We start from the raw sequence: 22,095 nt of genomic DNA, 5'->3' as shown, positions 1-22,095 counted from the left end.
TGCTCCTTAGTAATGTCCGTTACTGAAACCGTGCGCTACCGTTTTCGGTGCGGATTTCCGGAGCACTTCGACCCTGACGGACCTTTTTATACAGTGGGCTCTGCTGACTATCGAATAAATTGTACAGAGCTTTGAAACTGCCAAGTTTGCCAGAGAACGGTCTCCTACGCTCAGTGATCAATCGCTATGGTAGCGTCTCTCGTAAAATCAGGCTGCCAGGCTTTGCCTGGTAAGTTTGGTTTGTTTTTTCCTGGCCCGCTTTCTCGGGCCTTTTTATATGGTTCGCAAGTGCGACCGGATGATGCGTTTTCGTGGTAAACTGCAGCACTCCCGCCAAGTGTTTTCTCGATTCCACACGTTATAAAAAAATGTGTTATTATAACTAAATCGTATTTCACGTTTAACGTGCAACGTTATAAGGTGGGTAACCATGATCAAGAGCTTTAAGTGCAAGCACACAGAGGAGCTTGTAAAAACAGGTAAGACTCGGCGTTTCAATGCAATCCAGCGAACGGCCGAGCGTAAGTTACAGCAGCTGCTAAGCGCTGAAGCTCTTAAAGATTTAAAGTCTCCGCCCGGGAATAGACTTGAGCCGCTTTCTGGAGACAGAGAGGGGCAACACAGCATCCGGATCAATGACCAGTGGCGATTGTGTTTCCGCTGGACAGATGAAGGGGCGGAAGACGTGGAGATTGTTGATTACCACTAAGGAGGTCGCGCAATGGTTACTGTAGGTATGCGCCCTATCCATCCAGGAGAGATTTTACTTGAGGATTACCTTGAGCCTCTTGGCATGAGTGTGAATGCGCTTTCAAAAGAACTTTATGTTCCTGCACAGCGCCTGAACGAGATTGTTCGCGAGCGTCGTGGTGTGACCGCGGATACGGCCATGCGTTTGGCTCGTTACTTTGGGACTACTGAGCAGTTTTGGCTCAATTTGCAGACCGATTATGACCTGCGTCGTGTCCGCGCGGAGAAATCCGATCAAATCAAGAAGCTCATCAAGCCTCGAAAGTCTGATCATGAGGCGGCCTGAGCTCAGCCCGTCACCTGGTTAGTCCACCAACACTTTGATCGCGATCACCTGAGCGCGCCCTTCGGGGCGGGCTTCTCCGGGCTCGCTATTCGCTCATCCCGCTTTGCGAGACGGCCTTGCGCATCCCTCGCACTTCCGTCCTCCGAATGGTAAAGGATCCCCGCTAAACGATCTGGTTACACCCGTTGCTACAAAGAACATGGTTCGCTTTGCGACCGTCCCGCATTCCAGGCAATACCTAAACAAAAGCGGACATTTGCAGCTCTCAGCTTCGAATCGGCTTTCGATTCAATTTTGAAGGCTGGTACCGCTTAATCGGATGCACTAACGATAAAGTGGAATAACTATTCCGACCCGGCGATCACCGATGATATGGAAAATTATGAATAACGCGGTATTTCAGTAGCCTAATTAATTGCTGTATGCATGACATTCATGAGCTGATTCATAACCTCTGGTTTTGCTCCATTTCATGAACCTTCGCTTCGTTTCTCGCAGCCGGCCATTGTCTGACCGGCTCCAAAAAAAATTGCAATTTATGCCTGCGTGATCAAAGCACTTTCTTCAGTTGTCCGTAGTCTCCACCGGTACGAAGGACGAGAGTAATGTCATTGTCATTCCGGTTTCTGAAGAACCAGCCATGGTTGCCGGTAAAAGCGGCTTCCAGTTGGCCTTCGTCTTCCGGTACGCCCCGGCCTTTCTCGTATGAAATTGACTGGCCGCCTCCATCGCCATGGGTATCAAAGTTGATTGGGCCACCCTCGGATACCCAAGAGAAGCGAGCCACAGCACCTTCTTCCATGGTGAGCTTAAACTCAGTACCTTCGCCAGGCGTAAGAACCACTCGCACTTCGTCCTGCCATCGTGTTTCTGCAGGTGCTGGTTCTGATGCTTGTTGTTCTTGCACGGCCGCAGGTTCTGGTTCTGGTTCTGGTTCTGGCTCTGGGGCAGCTTCCTGAGCGGGTTCTTCGGCTTCAGGCTGTACTGCTTCGGTTTCCTGCTGATCGCTTGAGGATTGCACGGCAACCATCTGTGCCTCCTCGTCAGCGGCAGCTTCATCAGCCAGTTGTTCCTTGATTTCGCCCATTTCGGTCAACCCCAGCAATCTGCCGGCACCGGTCGGGTCCAGGGCGTACTCGGCGGGCATGACCACGGTCACCAGCAGAATCAGCGCCACAATAGCTGCGATGATGGTTGATCGAATAAGTTTGGCAGTGCTGGGCAGTTCTTCACGGTTGGGTATATCGGTGTTGTACATAGCAAATCTCCAGAATCAGGCGACAAAGTAACCCGTGAGCTGATAGCCAAAGAGCAGGAAACCTGCACTCATCATGGCAACGTTGGCTGTATAGGCGTGGCGGAAAAAGCCGTCGGTTTTACGCCAGAAGCTGATGGCAATCAGGATCATGGCCAGGGCGATCAACTGTCCGATTTCCACGCCCACGTTGAAGGCGAGGAGGTTCGGAATCAGGCCGTCCGGCGAGATGTCGTATTCGATGATCTTGGTGGACAGGCCGAAACCATGGAAGAACCCGAAAATCAACGTGGCGGCCTTGGTGTTGGGCTGGAAGCCAAACCACCGCTGGTAGGCACCGATGTTGTCCAGTGCCTTATAGACGATGGACAGGCCGATAATCGCATCAATGATGTAGCTGTTGATGCCCACATTGAAGTACACCCCCAGCAGCATTGTGGTGGAATGCCCCAGGGCAAACAGGCTCACGTAGATCGCGATGTGCTTCATTTGGTAAAGGAAGAAAATGACACCCAGCAGGAACAGCAGGTGGTCATAGCCGGTGACCATGTGTTTGGCCCCCAGATAGATGAACGCAATAAGGTTTATCCCGGTAATTTCCTGGATGTAGCCCCTGTCGCCCTGAGCGACTGCGTGGGCAAGCACATCGGTACTCATACCCAGAAAGCCCAGGGTCAGAAATGTCCAGAACAGACGACTGCCTGTGCCCGTTGAGGGCACACCACGGCAACCGCCAAGCAAGCTTGACAACATAAAGACTCCAATTGAATTTGTTTTCTCGGGCCACGTAAGCGGCAAGAATCAAGCGGGAATAGAGGCTTTTGGAGGGCGTTCAAGCCGATAGCGCAAACTGCGGGGAGAACCTCCGGCAAAGGGCACGGGCTGCCGGAGAACGGTCAGGCTTTGGGAAACAAACGGAACCCTGAGCTGGTCCACGGTCTCGTGAGTATGATTGCCAGCATCATGATGCACTGAGGATGTCTCTGGCTCTTCGTCAAAATCGTGGGTGTGTCCATGCGCACCATAACTGCCTGGGTGGCCGTCAGGCTGCGATTCCCAATCGCCTGCCAAGTTGGCCACACCGTGAGAGAATGACTCGCCAATCACCGACAGCGACAGGCCCGCCAATGCGAACAGCATGACGAGCGTCGGAAGCAGTTTTCTTTGATGGAGGGCCGAAATCATCAGTCTCAATGGTCGAGTCGGTGGTTGGATTTCAACGAAGCAAGAGGATACCATCCCCCCACGGGGGATAGGAATTAAACATGATAAATGATCACACGCATCAATCGCATCCGAATATCATCAAACGCCTGAAGCGGGCCAACGGCCATCTTGAAAGCGTGATTGGCATGATGGATCAGGGGAAGCCCTGCCTGGAGCTGGCACAGCAGCTTCACGCTGTGGAAAAGGCCATCCAGCAGGCCAAGCGCGTCTTGGTACAGGACCACATTGAACACTGCCTGGACGATGCCATCGGACCGCTGGAGCCGGAGCAGCAGCGGCGCGTCGACGAGTTCAAAGCAATCGCCCGTTATCTTTGATCTCGTTACTCTCTAATTTGCGTTCTCTCCGTTAATCACAGCGAAGAGGTTCCACCGTCACGTGGACCAGGGACTGGCAGTGTGCCTGAATGCGCTCCTTATAAACTGCGGGCGACTCGGGCTGATGCGAGACGACTGAGACAATAGCGGCATGAATGTTTGGGCCTATTGCCCACACATGCAGATCACTGACTTTGGCATCGTCGTCTTCGACGGCCTCTTTAACAGCGTCCTCCATGTCCTGATGTTGCTCGTCGAGAAGGATTTTTGAGGTGTCTCTTAAAAGTTGCCAGGACCAACGGGTTACCAGAATCGCACCGATAATCCCCATCATCGGGTCCATCCAGTTCCACCCGGCATATTTACCCGCCAGAAGGGCAACAATGGCAAGGACTGACGTCAACGCATCTGCAAGCACATGCAGGTAAGCGGCCCGTCGGTTGTGGTCATGGTGATGATGGTGGTGACCGTGATTATGCCCGTGACTGTGACCATGGTCATGACCTGCATCCCCCAGTATCCACGCTGACACCCCGTTGACCACCAGGCCTATGATGGCCACAAATATGGCCCCATCGAAAGAAATGGGGACGGGCTGGATAAAACGCCCAACACTCTCGATGACCATGTAGAGCGCAAAGACAGCCAGCAGAATGGCTCCGGTAAAGCCGCCCAGCGCATTGACCTTCCCCGTCCCGAAAGAGAATCGGGCGTTGCCTGCGTTTTTCCTGGCGTATGCATAGGCGAAGGCGGCAATACCCAGGGCCACCGCGTGCGACCCCATGTGCAGCCCATCGGCCAGCAAGGCCATCGAGCCATAAACGATCCCGGCCAGGATTTCCCAGACCATCATCGCCAGCGTTAGGCCCACCACGATGAGCGTTCGGATTTCTCCGGGGCGCTTCCGATCCTGGCCAAAGACATGCTTATGTTGCCAATGATCGAGTCGTTCGTGGTGCATCACAGTGTTCCTAGCGTGGCTGATGATTTGGTAAGTCTGGGGTCAAAACCAGCTTTTAACCTATCCCCCGTGGGGGGATATATGAGAATGCTACTGTAGTCAGATGGCCATCACAACCGTTCAGCCATAAAAGTGTTGTGATTGCTACAAACACGTAGTAGATTCTACAGAATGTCATGGCTTCTACTGATTCTGTCACTTCCTACAGAAAATGCGACGGTGCGTATGCGGGCCTGGCGCTCTATTAAGGCATGGGGCGCGGCTTCACTTCGCGACGGCGTCTATTTACTGCCAGCTCACCCCGATCACGTCGAGAAGTTGGAGGCTGTGGCCCATGACGTGCGTGAAGCCGGCGGTGTCGCCCATGTTGTACCCACTGACGGCCCGGATGCTCATGAATTCCCCGCTTTATTCGATCGTGCGGACGACTATGAGGCCTTGCACTCGGACATCGCAGAACTACGGGCAACGCTGCTGCCAGAATCGGCCATGGAGGTTATTAGGGAGACCCGGAAACTGCGTAAGCGCTTCACGCGCGTGTCACAGATTGATTTTTTTCCAGGTGCTGCCCGTGAACGGGTCGATCGGGCGTTGCAGGAACTGGAAACCGACGCAAATCGGGTGCTGTCGCCTGATGAGCCGCTACCTGTTTCAGGCACGGTCGCTCTCCTCAACCGTGCCGACTACCTGGGAAGGGTATGGGCAACTCGTCGCCGACCGTGGGTGGACCGCCTGGCCAGCGCCTGGTTGATTAAGCGATTCATCGATCCGGAAGCGAATTTTCTATGGTTAAGCTCTCCAGCTGATTGCCCTGATCACGCGCTGGGTTTTGATTTCGATGGAGCGGCCTTCACCCATGTAGCTGACAAGGTCACCTTTGAAACGTTGCTGGCGAGCTTTGGCCTGCGCCAGGTGGCACTGCAGCGGATCGCGGAACTGGTGCATTACCTCGATGTTGGCGGCCATCAGCCACCGGCGGCCACTGGAGTTGAATGCGTATTGATGGGCTTTCGCGAGTCTCATCATAACGATGATCAGCTGTTACTGGCTGCCAATCAGGTGTTCGACAGTTTGTACACAACCTATACGAAGGGGAAGTAAGCATGCCGGAGTCGTCCCACTCCACCGATACAGCCCACAGAACCCAACAAGACACTGTGCCATCGGGTGGCGATCGCAACGAGTTTGGTCATGAGATTACGTTTGGGGAAGCGGTGCGCGTCTGGCTAAGGATTGCAATGCTGAGTTTCGGCGGTCCTGCCGGCCAAATCGCCGTCATGCATCGTATTCTGGTGGATGAAAAGCGATGGGTCAGCGAAAGCCGGTTTCTGCACGCCCTGAACTACTGCATGGTACTGCCCGGGCCGGAAGCCCAACAACTGGCTACTTATATCGGCTGGCTGCTGCATGGCGTCAAGGGTGGGCTCGTGGCCGGCGGACTGTTTGTGTTGCCGGGTTTTTTGAGCATCCTGGTGTTGAGCGTGCTTTATGCGGGCTTTCAGGATGCAACCCTGGTGCAGGCGCTTTTCTTCGGGATTAAAGCGGCGGTGTTGGCGATCGTGATTCAGGCCGTCATCCGGATCGGTAAGCGCGCGCTCAAGAATGCCTATATGTACATCTTGGCGGCCCTTGCTTTCATTGCCATCTTTTTGTTCGCTGTCCCGTTCCCGGTAGTGATCCTGACTGCTGCCGTTATTGGCCTGCTGGGGCGGTACATGGACCCGGAACGATTCGTGGTCATCAAGGGACATGACACGCCCGAGGATGGTGAACGGGCGATCGACACCATGATGGATGGCGGTGCCGCACATCATACCAAGGCAACGCGCAAGCGGGCGCTCAAGGTACTCGCGGTCTGGCTACCGCTGTGGTTCACACCGCTAGTTGTATTGGCTGTATCGCTGGGCTTTGACGATGTCTTCACCCAGATAGGGCTTTTCTTCAGCAAGCTGGCCGCCGTCACCTTCGGTGGTGCTTATTCAGTATTGGCTTATATGGCACAGGAGGCCGTACAGAACTATGGCTGGCTTGCGCCAGGGGAAATGCTGGATGGTTTGGGCATGGCAGAGACCACGCCCGGCCCCTTGATTCAGGTAGTACAGTTCGTGGGCTTCATGGGCGCTTTCCGCGACGCAGGCCCCCTCGATCCTTTTACAGCGGGCATTCTTGCATCGATTCTGGCTACCTGGGTGACCTTTGTTCCCTGTTTTCTGTGGATATTCCTGGGCGCACCCTATGTAGAAAGGCTGCGCGGGAACCAGGCGGTGAGTGCTGCGTTATCGGCGGTCACCGCCGCCGTTGTGGGCGTGATGCTGAACCTGGCTATCTGGTTCGCGGTGCATGTCGCTTTCGCCGAAGTAGATACGGTTCGGACCTTTGGCATGCAGTTAATGGTGCCGACATGGGGCAGTATTCAGATCGCCAGTGTGGTGCTTGCACTGGCCGCCTTTATTGCCATGTTACGCTTCAAGGTGGGCATGTTGCCGGTGATCTTAGTCAGTTCGCTACTGGGCATCGCTTATTACCTGTTGTTCGGAGGCACGCCGAGCCTGTGAGCAGCGTGTCAGGCCTCTTTTTAGGAATGTCCACAGTAACGGGGTAGAACCCATTAAGCGCAGGCGCGACGAAGCCCATTTCATTGCGCCTTCGGTTCCATTCCATGGGCGCGCATACTGCAAGCGCTATTCGTCTTACTCGAATGTCCGCTTTGCGACCAAGGCTACTCACGGACCTCAGCGAACAAGAGCGAATACTCGCGCCACCACCATTTCAGACGTTATGCCGCCCATACGTTGAGTGATGAAGATGGTGACGGCAGAAAGATGCCTCTTAGGCTCAGGTTGGCCATTTGTGTTGGTGGCTCATCACCCCAAGATCAGTTGTATTTTGCCGTGGAGGAGAACTGGCAACAGTGGCGTTTGGCTAAAGTGGGACGAATATGACGGAGTGTCACCCCGCAGGATTCACCGGCAATAGGTCAGGCAGCTTTTTCAATTCCGCCAGAGGCATTGGCCGGGCAAACAGATACCCCTGCAGGATATCGCAGTGCCGGCGGGCCAGGTCGTCCTGCTGCTCTTGGGTTTCTATCCCTTCCGCAACTACGATCATATCCATGTGGTGAGCCATGGTAATCACGCCCTGAACGATGGCCGCTATCCGGTGGTCTGTCGTGGTTTTCTCCACAAAGCTTCGATCAAGTTTTACCTTGTGAGTGGGCAGATCCCGAAGATAGCTCAGGCTGGAAAAGCCTGTCCCGAAATCATCCAGGGCGACACGTACACCCAAGGTTTTCAGGGTTTCCATTAGCTCGATTACGGGCTCGGCACCATCAAGAAGAACACTTTCCGTCACCTCCAGTTCCAGCAGTTGTGGCGGAAGCCCCGTTTCTGCCAGCACCCGGCGAACGTCATCCAGAAAGCCGCCGCGGATGAACTGCAGCGATGAAATGTTGACGGCAACACGTAGCCCTCTTTCCCGCTGGGCATTGAAGTCTGCGATTTCTATGCAGGCCTGTTTGAGGATCCAGAGGCCGAGCGGAATGATCTGACCAGTCTGCTCGGCCAATGGAATGAACTCACCGGGGGAGATCATCCCCCGGGTAGGGTGTTTCCACCGTACCAAAGCTTCGACACTGCGCATTCGTCCAGTGACAGCGTCCACTAGGGGCTGGTAATGGATTTCAAACTGGTTTTCATTCAGAGCGGTGTGAAGGTCATGCCTCAGCTTAACGCTGTGCTGGCTGCGTTCGGCTTTACGGCCACTGTGCCATTGCCAGGTGTTTCTGCCTTGCCGTTTGGCCCGCTCCCGGGCAATGTCTGCAAACTGCAGCAATTCATGGGGGGCGTCCAGAGGGGTGGAGTTACAGGCGATCCCAATACTGGCACTAATGTGGACCATCTGGCCGTCCACGTCGATCGGCTGTGCAAGGTGTAGCAATATACGCTCGGCCAGTTGGATAACCTCTTTGCGATTTGTGTACCCAGGTAGCAACAAACCAAATTCATCCCCAACCAACCTGGCAACGGTTGCCTCAGGTGCCGTCAAGTCTGCCAGTCGCCGGGCAATGGTTATGAGTACCTGGTTGCCAACATGATGCCCCAGTTCGTCATTGATGGGCTTGAATCCGTCCAAGTCCAGATACAGGACAGCTAACGCGCCATGCCCACCATCCAGAATCAGTGCGTCATGCAGCGTCTCTTGAAACGAGACCCCATTGGGTAAGCCGGTAAGCAGGTCATGGGTGGCCTGGTAAGTAATCTGGGCTTCCTGCTCCCGTTGGTGGGTAACATCCTGCTGAGTGCCAATAAAGTGAGTGCAAAGGCCGTCATTACCGAACACCGGGCTGATCCGGAGGTGATTCCAGAAAGGCGTACCGTCCTTTCGGTAGTTAATCAGTTCGACATTGACCTCGGTTTGGTGGTGCAGTCCCTGCCGTACGGTTTCGAGCGCTTCCAGAGCAGTGTCTTCTCCCTGAAGAAAGCGGCAGTTGCTTCCCATGACCTCGTCGTAAGAGTAACCGGTCATTTCAGTGAATGCGGGGTTGGCATAGACCACCGGCATGTCTGGACTGCGTGCGTCCACCATCAACATACCGTTGGGATTTGCTTCAATGCCACGCTTGAGCAGATGCAGGTCTGCATCCTGATGTTTACGATCAGAAATGTCCCGGCAGAGACCATAGACGCCGACAATCTCACCCTGGATGATGACCGGGAAGTTGGTGACCTCCAGGAAGTAGGGATGGCCGAAGGCGTGAGTGCCTATGGTTTCGTAGGTGATGACTTCACCGTTTCGAGCTCTGTCGAATGCTGCCTGGGTCTGTGGGCGATAATCAGGTTCAATAAATAGATTGAAGTGAAGGCCGTACACCTTACCCGCCGAATAGCCAGAAATTTTTTCCAATGCCTTGTTACAGCTCTGGAAGCGACCATCGAGGTCGAACGTGTATACAGCATCTGGATGGTTGTCGAACAGGGTCCGGTGCCACTCGGAGAGGGTTCTATGGTTCTCAGCGTCCCGGTGTCGGAGAATGGCCAGGGCGACCAGAGCTGCGCCCCGGGCAAGGTTGCGTTGAGCGCCCGCAGTTGGGGTGGCTGGAGCGCGGTAGTAGGTGGCAAAGGTGCCCAGGAGCTCATTTTTCGAGGTCAGAATCGGCATGGACCAGCAGGCGCGGACTCCTTCTGCCTCGGCGATGTCATGGAAGCCCGTCCAGCGGCGATCTTCTTGAATATTGTCAGTAATAACTAAGTCTTTAGTAAAGGCCGCAGTACCACAAGTGCCTTTGTTCTCAGCCACCTGAATATCCTGCATGGCCTGGAAAAAACGATCTGAAAACCGGTCGCTGGGCATCAGACTTAGGCGATCGGTGGCCGGATGAAAACGCATGATGGAAACGAGCGCACCGGGCATCATGCTGCCGACCCAGTCGGCTATCGCGTCCAGCGTCTGCTCCAGTGGGTGTTGCTGGGCGATCAACTCATGGATGTTCTGCTGCGCTTCCAGCACAGAAAATTCAATGTCGCTCATGATGTGATGCTCTGCAGAAAGATGGGGGGCTTCAGAGCCAGCCCTTTGAAGACGACCTCCAGAGCAGCGCTGAGCTGATCACTGAAGGAAAACCCCCGCTACGAATATTGGTTGTTATTTTCGAGCATGTCCCGAAAGCGGCTAACCGGAGATCTTGATGCAAACTTGCAGCGTGCTTCGAGCTCTTATGAATTATCGACAATAGACATAAAAAAAGAAAAAATTTTTAAGTAACTATTTGTCAGCGCTCAGAATATCCCTTGAGTACCAGCTGGCAAGCCCACGATTGGACTTCCCCCGATACGCATGACACACACGAGCCTCAAAGCGAGCCCTTCGGCCTTTGACCTGAATGTCCGCTTTGCGACCTGCGTTGACTAAGCTTGGGAGGCGGCCAAGTTATGGTCTCAATAACATTTCTGATTGGGAGCAATCACAAAGTCATCCACAATTTCTGTGGATAACTCTTTTGAAAATTGCCCGAATTGGTCGTCAAGTGCAGGCGTTACTTGGACTTGTCATAAGTGATTACTTTTTGATCAAATCGGGGCGTCATGGACAAGACAAATGTTTATAGCAAGCCGTTTTAAAACCGTCCGTAGAAACGGGGTAGAACCCTAAACAAAACTTGAATGTATGGGTTCAATCAAGTAATTTCCCTCTACAAAATAATACCTTTTAACATTAACAATACATTTTTTTACTTGTTTGAAAACAAGTTTCAGCTACTCTCGCAATGCACGAAAAGGCAAACCCGTCGAAAGGCGGAGACGCAAAGTCACCGGTCTAACGGACTTAACAGTCCTATGACAGCGGGACCGCCGACATTTCACGTGGTTCTTCCGGGTATGGGTTCACCGTACCTATCCGCAATGTTGTGTTATCGGATCCTCCTGACTGGTATTCAATCAAGCAATTGCTAACGGTAATAAACCGGCGGCATGATTTGCAGGGGATTTATCAATGAACTCATCTATTTTCTTTAACAAGAGTATTCGCCGTGTTGCGCTGGCTTCAGTTGCAATGCTGGGCGCCTTTGGCGCATCCCACAGCTTGGCTGCAGGAGCATCAACAACATCGACCGCCACCGTAATCACTCCGATCACGATTACAAACGTGGCGGATCTGGTCTTCGGTAGTTTTGCAAAGGGCGCTGGCGGTAGTGTTACCGTTTCTACCAGCGGCGCACGAACAGCGACTGGCGCTATTCTTTCGACCGTCGGTGCCACCCCGACCGCCGCCAAGTTCGACGTAACCGGTGACGGCGCCTCGACTTACAGCATTACATGGTCTGGCGATACAGCCCTGACCACGGGGGCCGGCGGGGCTGGAGAAACCATGGCCCTGGCCAGAATCAGTGATCTGACCGGCGGTGGTGCCACCACTGGCGAGGTGACAAGCGGCACGTTGACCGCCGGCGCACAGTCCATATATCTGGGCGGCACGCTGACAGTGGATGCTGCCCAGGTTGCAGGCGCCTATACCGGCACTGTGACGGCAACGGTCGAGTACAACTAATCGTCCACTGGCCTGCCAAGGCAGAAAACCGGGCCGCCCGGCCCGGCAATATCGCCATCGACGCCGCATAGATGACCTGGTGAGGAGCGCCACGATGCCACCGTATTTGCCAAAACTCGTGGCCGGCGCTGTCCTTGTTATCATGGCAGTGCCGGCTAGCTGGGCGCTGGTGATGACGATCCAGAACAGCCAGGAACTGTCGTTCGGTAGCTTCGTAGCTGGCAGTGGCGGTACCGTCACTATCAGCACCAGCGGCGCGCGTAGCGCCACTGGCGGTGTGCTGCTTATTCCCTCAAGCGCCGGAGCAGCTGCGCAATTCACCGTTGCCGGCGATGCCAACGCGACCTATACCATCCAACTCCCCGGTAATGACTTCGTAAAACTCGCCGGTCCCGGTGTTGATATGACTATTAATGATTTTACCAGCAGTCCTTCCGGGACTGGCGGACAGCTTGACGCGGGTGGATCCCAGACCCTGTCGATCGGGGGGACACTATTCATCAGCGGCGATCAGGCGCCTGGCGACTATTCCGGTACCTTTTCCGTGACCGTGGATTACAACTGACGTGACAATCCTGGACGCAAGTCTTGTCTGTTAAAGCATTTCGTAGGAGAACCATGCGCACTACTTATCAATTCACCCTGTGCATTCTGTTTTTGTTGTTGCCCGTGAGCCAAGCCTTGGCCGGGTTGACTCTCTATCCCACCAGGGTCGTCTTTGACGGAAACCAGCGCGCTGCTCAGGTCGAGTTGCTTAACAACGGTACTGAAACCGCGACTTATCGCATCTCCCTGGTAAACCGGCGGATGAGTGAGACCGGAGCTTTCTCGGACATTGACGAACCTCTGCCCGGTGAACAGTTCGCTGACAATCTGCTGCGCTATTCGCCGCGCCAGGTAACGCTTGCCCCTGGAAAGGGTCAGACAGTTCGGATCATGGTCCGCAAGCCCGCGAATCTGACCACCGGCGAATACCGTTCGCATCTGCTATTCGCCAAACAGCCCAAGGCTCGGGGGAGGTCCAGCATCGAAACCCGGAATGCTCCCGGCGATGATGCAATCGAAATCAAGCTTACCGCCCTTGTCGGGGTATCGATTCCGGTCATCGTGCGCCAGGGCAATACCGATGCAACCGTAGCTCTGACGCATCTCGATCTTGCGCAGGCTGCCGATAAAGAGCCGACTCTGGCACTGCACATGGAGCGCAGCGGCAGCCAGTCGGTTTACGGTGACCTGACCGTCTTCTTCACTCCCCATGGCGGTAGCGAGCAGGTTGTCGCGCGCGCCAACGGAGTCGCGGTCTACACGCCGAACTCCCTACGCCGTGCAAGTATTAAACTGGACCAGCCCAACGGTTTACAACTCAGCAACGGAATTCTGCGGGTGATCTATCGGGAACAGGCGGAGGGTGGCGGCGCGGTGCTCGCCGAGGCGGTTCTGCGACTTCCCTGATTAGTGCGGGTACCGCAAGATGCGCACGGTAACCGTTCATTGGGCGGGTGGGTTGGCCTTGCTGTTGTTACTGCTCACATCAGTTGGCTATTCTCGCGCGCTGATGGCCCAAGACCAGGGCACAGAGCCGGAATTCCTGTTGCTGGAAGTGCGGCTGGACCAGACCGTCCTGTCCAGCGCCATTCCCGCTTATGAACTCGGCGAGCATACCTTGTTGCCGCTGGGTGAGCTGGCAAGATTGCTCACTATTGCAATCCAGACCCAGCCAGAACATGGCACCGCCAGTGGCTTCATCCTCAGCGACGACCGTGGATTCAGCCTCAGCCTGAACGAAGGCAAGGTCAGTCGGGCGGGTGTGACAGAGACATTCAATTCCTCGCTGATCCTGGTAGAACCGGACGATCTCTATGTGGCGAAGTCACTAATTGAGCACTGGCTGCCAGTAAAACTGGAAATCGACCGCTCCAGTCTGTCACTCCGGGTCAATGCCCTTGAGGCATTGCCGTTACAGGAGCGCCTGAAGCGCGAGCGACTCGGTGAGCGGGCAGGCAGGCGCGGCGGCTACGAAGACCCTGGGTATCCTGAACAGGAAATACCCTACCGGCTGCTGAGCATGCCGTTCATCGACCAGACCTTCGCGACGGAGGTGCGGCGAAATGATGGCCAAACCCAGACCGATGCCCGCTATACAGCCTTCCTGACCGGCGACCTGCTGGGCATGGAGTCGTCCCTCTATTTCAGCAGCAACAAGCAGGATCCGTCGCCAGACGTGCGCGCCACGCTCGGGCGCCATAGCCCCGACGCGGACCTGCTCGGTCCGCTTCATGCCCGTTCCTATCAGTTCGGCAGTCTATCCGCCCCAAGCATCGACAACATCACCCGCGGCGACACCGGCGAAGGGGTAATGTTGAGCAACCGACCGCTGACGCAGCCCACCAGCTTTGACAGTCAGACGTTCGAAGGAGATCTGCCGCCTGGCTGGGATGTCGAACTCTACTATAACGACGCCCTGGTCGAGTTTCAGACCGCCCGTGGAGATGGACGCTATCGCTTTGAAGATCAGCCCCTAAGTTATGGCCGCAACGATTTTCGGTTGGTGTTCAACGGCCCTCTGGGACAGACGCGGGTGGAACAGTATAGCTTCTCCCTGGCTCAATCCATGGTCCGACCCGGGGAATTCCAGTACAGCTTTACCGAGCACCGCAACGACAAGGGCCAGCCCAGGTCCATCGCCCAATTCGATATGGGCCTTTCCCGTGCTCTTTCCGCATCGGTCGGATTCATCCGGGCGCCAGTGGCTGGCATCGAGAAGCAATATACGAACCTGGGCCTGCGCACATTCTGGCAATCCATGAGTGTCAGTGCAGATCTTGTCCGGGCTCAAGACGGCAGCTCACTGACTGAACTTGGGTTACAGACCCGCATCGGAGGCATGGCGGTCGATGCGAGTCGTATCTATCTGGACGATTTCACCAGTGAGGTATTTCACGCTTCTAACGACCCGATCCAAACCCGTGACGGGCTTCGCTTCAGTGGTTCTGTCCCGATAGGCACGCGCTTGCGCTTGCCGGTAACGGTCGAGGCAACGAGGGATGAGCGAGAATCCGGCATTGTCAATACGGACATCAGCGCCCGGATATCCGCCTACATCCTCCGCACGGCTTTCACCAACACCCTGAATTGGAATGCACGCGACGATCTTGAACATACCACGGGAACCTTGCGGATCAGCCGCCGGGTTCGCGATATGAGTTTGCGCAGCCAGATCAATTACACCCTGGGTTCCGAAAGCGAGCTAAGGGCCCTGTCGCTGTCGGCCGACAAATATCTCTCGGAAGGCTACCGGATGACTCTGGGTGTGACGCATGCGTTCACCTCACCGCGGACACACTATACCGCCGGCTTTACCAAGAGCCTGGGCCGGTTTGGATTGGGCTTAAGTGCCAGCTATGTCGATACCGGCGAGATCGCTATGGGTGCGCAGCTCTTCGTCGCTGTGGGCCGTGACCCCCAGCGCTCAGATTGGCTATTCGATGCCCGGCCCGTGGCCAACAGTGGCGCTGCTTCGGTACGCATGTTCCTGGACGAAAACAACAACGGTGTCATCGACGCCGGCGAGGAGCCACTGCAAGGCGCGGGGTTCACTGTCAACGGGGGCCGGCATCAGGCCCGCACCGACGCGGCGGGTATCGCCCACATTAACCACCTGCCGGTCAAACAGCATGTCGATATTGGGGTCGAAACCTCTACATTGCTAGACCCGCAGTGGGCGCCGGCACGTGAGGGGGTGCGCTTAGTGCCGCGTCCGGGCCGCGTGGCAAGGCTGGATTTTCCGGTCCAGATGACGACAGAAATTGATGGAACCGTCTACCTGCTGGAGAACGGCGTTGAGCGCGGTATAGGGGATCTCAACCTGGAACTGTTGAATGACCAACATGAGGTAGTAGGTGAGACGACAAGTAGCTGGGACGGCTTTTATATCATCCCTGAAGTGGTAGCCGGTGATTACTGGCTAAGGATCTCACCCAAGCAGTTACGACGGTTAGGACTGACAGATACGGGCCTGCATGTGCTCACCGTCTCGGGGGATGGTTCGTTTATCAGCGGAGTAGATTTTCTGATAATGCCGGCTAACCGGCAACACAAGAAGCGCTCTCCGCCTTCGGGGGCCAGTGCACCAGCAACCTATGACCGTAACCGCTTCCGAACTGAATCCTGGCTCCAGGAACAACCAGCTGGCCACTTTACAATCCAGTTAATGGCGGCTGGCTCAGAGGCCACTGTAAAACGTTACATCGAACATTACGGAATCAAGAATGAAACAGCTTATGCCCGCACTTTGCGCGAAGGACGGCCCTGGTATTTCGTAACCTACCGCAGTTTCAGGAGCTTCCAGGCCGCTCGGTCTGCATTAGAGCAACTACCACCCGCTCTGTCAGAGGCAAAACCCTGGGTGCGGCGCTTTGAAGAAATCCAAGCCTCGTTGGACATTCGGGCGGTTCCTGATAACTAAATTACGGCTGTGATAAAACTGCCGTCTTTTAGCCTTTGCTGTAGGCGGTAGATCAGGTGACGGTGGAGAATTCCGTCCGATCCTGGATACGGTTGAGGAGCTTGGGTTCTACCCCTTTACTGCAGACATTCCCAAAAAGAGGCTGAACTTCTCCAAGGGAAAGTGTTGGTCTATCCGCCTGAACGTTCGCTTTGCGACCTAATTGAACGATGAATTGCTGGCGAGAAGAGAGCAGGTTGTGTGCTCATAATAGGAAAACCGGGACAGATCTATTTTCCCAGCTTCTTCAGTGTCTGAAAGCCAACTCAAGTCACTACCAACAGCCTCTCTGGTTCGGTTAACATCGACTGCCAGCACAGAATGGATTCTGTGCTTCAAAAGCAAGGAGAAGCTGATGCCAAGACAGGCCAGGGTGATTGTGCCCGGTTTTCGATGAACAACAAGATCAAGGTGATCAAGCGGAGGGCCTATGGCTACCGGGACAACGACTACTTCTTCCTGAAGATAAAAGCAGCGTTGCCCGGTTAAGTGCGATAAACCTTTTTAATCGCCGTTCGCCTGGGGCGAATTACTTCTTGCGACGCTTGGCTACGCCAAGGCCGGCCAGGCCAAGACCCAGCAGTGCCAGGGAACCCGGCTCCGGAACTGAAGCCGCAGCGGTTTCGATACGGAAGTTGCTTTCAAAGATATTGTTGGTGCCTTCCTGGGTCAGGAGGCCAATGCAGTTCGCGGGTGCGCCCGCTACCGCACATTGCTCATCGCTCAGCTGGTTCAGGCCAACGATTTCCAGGAACACGGAATAGCTGGTGTCATCGATGGTGAAGTTGGGTCCAGAGAACTCAAAAATACCAGCTTCGTTCAAGCTGCCCAACTCGGGGTTCGCCAGGGAAAACACATCGTCACAGGTAGAAGCAGAACCTTCGAAGCATTCCCCGCCATTATAGGTTTCGGTAAAGAAGCTCTGGAAGGTGATGGTGACGGGGTCTGGCGAAATACCGGCCATTTCGTCTGGGGTCGCCGCGGTCAGCATTAGTGTACTGTTCAGGTTAAAGCTGGCCAGAGATTCGCTTCCGGCGGGGATAACCGCATTATCATGGCTGAATACGCCACCGGGCACCATGTCACCGTTAGTTACCAGCTGAGGTGGATTGCTGGCGTCGGTAATGGAGACGGAGCTGCTGGCATCGCCTGAACCCCAGGAAACTGATTGACCGTCCGCAGCGACGCTTCCGGTCCCAGTGCCTTCGCTAAAAGTGACATCGGAAAATGAATTGTCTACCTCGTAGTCCCAAGATGTGATTTGGGCGGCGCTGGCAGCAGTTGCACCCAGAGTAAAGGGAAAAACGGCTGTTGCAATAAGTGCTGCTTTCTTAGGAAATCGAATCATATGTAAACCACCTGATTGTTCAAGGATGAATTATTTATCCAGAGGACAAAACGGGATTGTTGGAGCTGAAGCTCGCGACCCGTTTGCCCTAGGTTAGCACTCATCATGCCAGTTTTATTTAACCCGTAAATTCAATAACTTAAATGTTTTACTTAAAATTTTTATGATCACTCCGTAAAGCCAGCCGACAATGGAAGGAATACATCTATTTGTTAAAATTACTCAATCTATTGGAAGCGGCGAATATATGTATTGTTTTTTGGGGCATATGTTTAAAACCCCTCTATAAAGGGATGCCCAGCTGCGACTTTTTTAGATACATGAAGCAAAGACAAACACAAATAGTGATATTGAATATTCTTTTCAAAATTACAAAGTGGCAGGGTGGACATATACTTAAAAAGGACATTCAAATTGGAGCCCTGGACGCCAATCCGCACAGCAAGCGGCGTGTGAAGCATTTAGTAGAAATATCTCTTTCCCGCGCAATCTGGCAGGCGACGTAGATCTCCCAAAACGTCGATATTTTTTACGTTGTTGTCATTGCGAACGAGTTCTCCGAATTTTAGGCGCCAGTCGGTCGCCGCACAGGCCTCTCGAGACGCCTGGTAGCGCGCCCTCCCGGGCAATGGGCGACTTGAGATAGAGATTCGCCAGCCCGTTCACATTTCTGCTGTGATCGCTCCAGCGTCGTTAATACGCGGGTGAAGGGCGGAATGGAGTGGTCCGGGGCTGGTAGAAGAAACCTTTCCTACAAGTCATGTACGAAGTCGGCGTCGATACTGACAATCCCTTGAAACCAGAACGCTATTCAGCTAGGCGCCGGGAATGCTGTGGCTCGGATTGAGAATCAGGTGCTCTTGTTTCACTATAGCAGCGCATACCTGACTAGTGCAGACACAGAGGCAGCATGAAGTATTTTGCTTACGGATCGAATATGTCACTCCTCAGATTAAGAGCGAGGGTTCCAAGCGCGGAGCGAATCGGTATGTTCACGCTCGTTGAGCATTCCCTTCGGTTTCATAAGTGGAGCAGGAAAGACAAATCCGCAAAATGCGACGCACTGTTTACCGGCAACCCGGAGGACTTCGTTATTGGCGCGCTTTTTGAGATACCGCGCCACGAGAAAGGCCCGCTGGACAGGGCTGAGGGTTTGGGCTTCGGTTACGATGAAAAGCGGGTCACGGTGACGGATGCTCTCGGGAATTCGTTTGATGCTTTTACCTACTGTGCAACGTCAACGGATCCAACTTTGCTGCCTCACTCCTGGTATGTGAATCACGTCATCGTTGGTGCGAAAGAAACAGGCGTTCCCGCTGACTACCTTGATGCCATTTCAGCCACGCGAAGCCAGGAAGACCCTGATCGAAAACGAGATGCGAGAGAGCGGGCAATCTACGATTAAAAGCGGCTCGGTATGGTTTAGAAAATGGGATCGCCCGTTGCTTTGACGGCATAGAACAGGCAATCGCTCTTGGCAATCACCGGGTTGGTGGTGATCATGAAGGCCTTCAGGGCCTGGGCAGGGTAGATTCGCCCATCCCTGATTTGAAGTACCTGTTCCATGTTCTCGGTGCGGTTGTGGCTGATCGCCGTGAGAACGTCCAGGCCTTTTTGCCCAACCCATCCGAGAGGCTCATCCGGCGACACAATGCCGAAATTGCGGTGTTCGATGTCGGGCGGAAACGTGAGGTCCGCCTGCCCACTGGGCGTCAATCGGTACTCGATTGTCGCATCGGGTGCCAACTCCACTCGAATCGGATTGCGCAGTACAGCAACGTTCCATTCCGCTTTTTCCAGCGACAGCACATCTGGCTGTGAGGCATACCGAACAAGCCCTTCGTACGCCAGTTGGTGTGCGTGATCATCCTGAGCCCCGCCACACTCGATGGTCACCGTGGGCACCTCCTGCTCGGAATATTCCATCAGTGCACCCAGGCGAAGATCCGTCATGATCAGCCGGTCGGTAAAGAGCGACGCCAGTGCTTGATGGGCAGCATCGTTGGTGATGGTCACAGCGAAGGCAGGCCCGGTGCCTGAGGTGTTGTGCACATCCAGCAGGCATTCGGGGTTGGCTGTCTGAAGCTCGGCCAGCATGGCCTCGGCAATGGCGCCTTCCTCTCCTTCAAACGGTTCTTTGAAGCACCGGTTCAGATCACGTCCGCCTGGCCGTTGGCGTAGCGACAGCATCGGCGGGATTTTCGCGGGGTGGACGCCGCCCAGAAGGAACAACAGGTTGACCTCCGGGGTGTGCTGCTCCAGTAGCCACCGGTGGAGCGCGAACAGCCCTGAGGGTTCGTTGCCGTGAAGCAGCGTTGCCATGGCCCGGGTCCTTGAAGGATCGCGGCCAGCAACGCGAACCACCGTGGGCCGTTGCAGCCGGCTCAGCCACTCCAGGGGCGAGCGGCCCAGGGTCTGGGGTGACGGATTGTTGAGATAATCCAGGGTGTTCGAGCGGCTCATGGTGACAAAGTCCATTCGTGCAGTGGTGTGTTTGTCTTCTGGTTGCCCATGTAAAGAGACAGCATACTTTTGAACGCCTCGTCGGTAGTCTGGGACCTGAAAAAAGACTCGGTGACCTGTCGCTGCCATCGGGCGCCGGTCATCCGGGTTTGAATGCGGCCTTCGATGATTCCCAGCAGGCGGTGGATCTCCGCCTCGTCCACGGCGGTTCGTTGCAAGGCTTCCCGGGCGCGCGGTAGCAGGTCACGGGCAACGTTCAACAGGGGTGTATCCTGTAACTGTACCTGGTCTTTGTGGGGCCAGATAATGTCTGCACCGATGCCGTATTTGGCGGCACGATAGAAATTGTGTTCGGTGTAATGAAAGGGAAGTATCGACGTCAGGTGACGGATATCCTCGAGCACCGCCAACGCCGCCCCGATTATGAAGAGTCCGTTTGCGCACATATCCACGGCCGTTGGCCCGGCCGGCATGGAACGAATCTCGATGCGCAAATGGCCGCCTTCTGTGTGATCAAAAATGGCCCGGTTCCAGGGCCACGTAGTCCCATGGTGCAGTCGCAGTTCGGCCAGTTCCGGTACGTCTCCCCGATCAATAACAGCCATCGGATCTTCTTCGGACATCAATGGAAGGATGGGGGGATACAAGGATGCCGAAGCTGCAAACAGCTCCCAGGCGCTGCGTGCCCAGCCGTTGCCGTAATAGACTCGTGGCGGGTGTTTCCAGGTTCTGTGGTTGGGCGACCGGCTGTCGACGGATTGTTTGAACAGGGCGATACGGGTTTCGTCCCAGAGGTGGTGGCCGAACAGGCTGGGCGAATTGCTGGCCAGCGCCAGCGCAATGGGCGTCACCAGCTGCACGGCGTTGAAATAGTCGGCAAAGCGGTGGGCTGGAACGCGCCAGTGCAATTGGAACGACGTGGTCGCCCCTTCCATGGTGACGTCGTCCGCTTCCAGGTCGATGATGTCATTGCCACCAATACGGATGCTGAAGGGCTCGCCCCGCTGCTGGATCAATGCGTTGGATAGCAGGTGGTAGCGGGGTTCGTCTGTCATCACCTTCGCGCCCATATCGGACTGGCGCAACGTGGGTAGAATGCCGATGGGGACCAGTTCGCCATTCAATGGCGCGGCGTGCTGGTTGATTCGCTGCATGGCCTTGAGCAGTTCCTGCTCGGTTCTGGCAAAGGGGGCTCCCTTGAAATTCTGAGGGCTGAGGTTGTATTCAAGATTGAAGCGGTTGAGCTCAACCGTCAGTTGTGGATCCTGAACGCTGGCGGCTATTTCTGTGTTGATCGGCTGAACGCGCAGGTCCGGGTTTACGATGTAGAACTCGACCTCGGCACCGATGGAAGATTCTCCCTCACCAAAGCCGGGCCGGTCCAGAAGGCGGGTGAGTGCGGTAAGGTCCGTTCGCACCTTGGCAGCAAAACGGTCAAATTCTTCCGCTGTAAATTCCGATTGTTTTATCGACAGTCCCATGGCGGCTGTGGCTCCAGCACTGGCTTACCTTGATAGTAGCGGAAATAGTGGTGGAAGAGGTGCCGGGTGGGAGGCTCAATTCTGGACTTGTCTGGCTGTTGCGAGGAAGAGGGCATGAGCCCCCTACTTACTTATCCCCGCCTGTAACCGTGGCAACGTAAGCCGCCACAGCCTCGATCTGCTCTGCAGACAGGGATTCTTCAAACGCCGGCATAATGCCAACGCCTCCGGTAACAGCGTTGACCACGGCTTCCCTCGATGGTTTCAGTTCATCCAGGTTCGGCCCGATCTCGCCGGTAGAGCCAGCATCTGCAAGGGTGTGACACACAGCACAGGCAGGTTGTGCGTCCTGGGTGAATACCTTTTTTCCCTTTTCGGGGTCGCTGGCCTGGGCCAGAAGTGACAAGCCACACAGGGGTACAACTAACACTACGGCAATCAGTCTCATATTACGTCTCT

General features: G+C 55.0%; 19 protein-coding genes, 1 pseudogene and 1 riboswitch. Of the genes and pseudogenes, 11 read left to right on the top strand and 9 right to left on the bottom strand.

Annotated features, from left to right (window positions below; translation table 11 throughout):
- Positions 1-430 precede the first annotated feature (430 nt).
- The gene (locus FO268_RS02870; protein ID WP_011786639.1) at positions 431-709 is read left to right on the top strand and encodes a type II toxin-antitoxin system RelE/ParE family toxin; all 279 of its coding nucleotides are present in this window, start codon (positions 431-433) and stop codon (positions 707-709) included.
- Positions 710-721: 12 nt separating this feature from the next.
- Positions 722-1,036, top strand: a complete 315-nt coding sequence (locus tag FO268_RS02865) for a HigA family addiction module antitoxin (RefSeq protein WP_011786638.1) — start codon at positions 722-724, stop codon at positions 1,034-1,036.
- Positions 1,037-1,586: 550 nt separating this feature from the next.
- On the opposite strand, the gene FO268_RS02860 is transcribed toward FO268_RS02865, so the two are convergent.
- From FO268_RS02860 to FO268_RS02850, 3 genes are read right to left on the bottom strand one after another with little or no spacing between them, the layout of a single operon-like run.
- A complete protein-coding gene (locus FO268_RS02860) occupies positions 1,587-2,294 on the bottom strand; it encodes a hypothetical protein (RefSeq protein ID WP_150989314.1) in 708 nt (235 codons plus the stop codon).
- A 15-nt stretch (positions 2,295-2,309) separates the two neighbouring features.
- On the bottom strand, positions 2,310-3,044 hold the full coding sequence (locus FO268_RS02855; protein ID WP_011786636.1) for a HupE/UreJ family protein: 735 nt from the start codon (positions 3,042-3,044) through the stop codon (positions 2,310-2,312).
- A 48-nt stretch (positions 3,045-3,092) separates the two neighbouring features.
- On the bottom strand, positions 3,093-3,476 hold the full coding sequence (locus FO268_RS02850; RefSeq protein ID WP_041656491.1) for a hypothetical protein: 384 nt from the start codon (positions 3,474-3,476) through the stop codon (positions 3,093-3,095).
- A gap of 80 nt (positions 3,477-3,556) precedes the next feature.
- On the opposite strand from FO268_RS02850, the gene FO268_RS02845 reads away from it, so the two are divergent.
- Positions 3,557-3,835, top strand: a complete 279-nt coding sequence (locus FO268_RS02845; RefSeq protein ID WP_011786634.1) for a metal-sensing transcriptional repressor — start codon at positions 3,557-3,559, stop codon at positions 3,833-3,835.
- Positions 3,836-3,866: 31 nt separating this feature from the next.
- Here FO268_RS02845 and dmeF read toward each other — a convergent pair whose 3' ends face one another.
- On the bottom strand, positions 3,867-4,796 hold the full coding sequence (gene dmeF, locus FO268_RS02840) for a CDF family Co(II)/Ni(II) efflux transporter DmeF (protein WP_011786633.1): 930 nt from the start codon (positions 4,794-4,796) through the stop codon (positions 3,867-3,869).
- 171 nt (positions 4,797-4,967) lie between these two features.
- Between dmeF and FO268_RS02835 the strand changes: the two genes are divergently transcribed.
- The gene (locus FO268_RS02835) at positions 4,968-5,897 is read left to right on the top strand and encodes a chromate resistance protein ChrB domain-containing protein (protein WP_058091223.1); all 930 of its coding nucleotides are present in this window, start codon (positions 4,968-4,970) and stop codon (positions 5,895-5,897) included.
- A 2-nt stretch (positions 5,898-5,899) separates the two neighbouring features.
- On the top strand, positions 5,900-7,351 hold the full coding sequence (chrA, locus tag FO268_RS02830; RefSeq protein WP_202336520.1) for a chromate efflux transporter: 1,452 nt from the start codon (positions 5,900-5,902) through the stop codon (positions 7,349-7,351).
- 394 nt (positions 7,352-7,745) lie between these two features.
- Here the strand turns inward: chrA and FO268_RS02825 are convergent, their stop codons facing one another.
- Positions 7,746-10,322 carry a bifunctional diguanylate cyclase/phosphodiesterase gene (locus tag FO268_RS02825; protein WP_150989311.1) on the bottom strand — a complete coding sequence of 859 codons (2,577 nt, stop codon included), beginning with the start codon at positions 10,320-10,322 and terminating at the stop codon, positions 7,746-7,748.
- Positions 10,323-11,059: 737 nt separating this feature from the next.
- Positions 11,060-11,148: riboswitch (cyclic di-GMP riboswitch) on the top strand.
- Between the two features lie 137 nt (positions 11,149-11,285).
- Here FO268_RS02825 and FO268_RS02820 point away from each other — a divergent pair.
- The 5 genes and pseudogenes from FO268_RS02820 to FO268_RS02800 all read left to right on the top strand — a co-directional run.
- The gene (locus FO268_RS02820) at positions 11,286-11,840 is read left to right on the top strand and encodes a DUF4402 domain-containing protein (RefSeq protein WP_150989306.1); all 555 of its coding nucleotides are present in this window, start codon (positions 11,286-11,288) and stop codon (positions 11,838-11,840) included.
- 94 nt (positions 11,841-11,934) lie between these two features.
- Positions 11,935-12,405, top strand: a complete 471-nt coding sequence (locus FO268_RS02815; protein ID WP_150989303.1) for a DUF4402 domain-containing protein — start codon at positions 11,935-11,937, stop codon at positions 12,403-12,405.
- A 53-nt stretch (positions 12,406-12,458) separates the two neighbouring features.
- Positions 12,459-13,292 (top strand): fimbrial biogenesis chaperone, encoded by an 834-nt coding sequence (locus tag FO268_RS02810; protein WP_150989300.1) that lies wholly within the window; start codon positions 12,459-12,461, stop codon positions 13,290-13,292.
- 19 nt (positions 13,293-13,311) lie between these two features.
- Complete coding sequence (locus FO268_RS02805; RefSeq protein WP_150989295.1) at positions 13,312-16,305, top strand: SPOR domain-containing protein; 2,994 nt, start codon at positions 13,312-13,314, stop codon at positions 16,303-16,305.
- 432 nt (positions 16,306-16,737) lie between these two features.
- Positions 16,738-16,833, top strand: a pseudogene (locus tag FO268_RS02800) (transposase); the annotation flags it as partial.
- Between the two features lie 40 nt (positions 16,834-16,873).
- Here the strand turns inward: FO268_RS02800 and FO268_RS02795 are convergent.
- Positions 16,874-17,689 carry a THxN family PEP-CTERM protein gene (locus FO268_RS02795; protein ID WP_404802906.1) on the bottom strand — a complete coding sequence of 272 codons (816 nt, stop codon included), beginning with the start codon at positions 17,687-17,689 and terminating at the stop codon, positions 16,874-16,876.
- A 913-nt stretch (positions 17,690-18,602) separates the two neighbouring features.
- Between FO268_RS02795 and FO268_RS02790 the strand changes: the two genes are divergently transcribed.
- On the top strand, positions 18,603-19,097 hold the full coding sequence (locus FO268_RS02790; RefSeq protein ID WP_150989289.1) for a gamma-glutamylcyclotransferase family protein: 495 nt from the start codon (positions 18,603-18,605) through the stop codon (positions 19,095-19,097).
- Positions 19,098-19,114: 17 nt separating this feature from the next.
- On the opposite strand, the gene FO268_RS02785 is transcribed toward FO268_RS02790, so the two are convergent.
- The 3 genes from FO268_RS02785 to sorU form a co-directional block, all read right to left on the bottom strand.
- On the bottom strand, positions 19,115-20,155 hold the full coding sequence (locus tag FO268_RS02785) for a M14 family metallopeptidase (protein WP_225316485.1): 1,041 nt from the start codon (positions 20,153-20,155) through the stop codon (positions 19,115-19,117).
- Positions 20,152-21,636, bottom strand: coding sequence for a hypothetical protein (locus tag FO268_RS02780; RefSeq protein WP_150989283.1), 1,485 nt, complete (start codon positions 21,634-21,636; stop codon positions 20,152-20,154). The genes FO268_RS02785 and FO268_RS02780 overlap by 4 nt, the downstream gene beginning before the upstream one ends.
- Before the next feature lie 127 nt (positions 21,637-21,763).
- Complete coding sequence (gene sorU / locus FO268_RS02775; protein WP_150989280.1) at positions 21,764-22,084, bottom strand: SorU family sulfite dehydrogenase c-type cytochrome subunit; 321 nt, start codon at positions 22,082-22,084, stop codon at positions 21,764-21,766.
- Positions 22,085-22,095 lie beyond the last annotated feature (11 nt).

Origin of the sequence: Marinobacter denitrificans (genome assembly GCF_008795955.1) — a bacterium.
Taxonomy (GTDB): Bacteria; Pseudomonadota; Gammaproteobacteria; order Pseudomonadales; family Oleiphilaceae; genus Marinobacter; species Marinobacter denitrificans.
The sequence above is the reverse complement of the archived record's forward strand: the minus strand, read 5'-3'. Positions and strand labels throughout refer to the sequence as shown.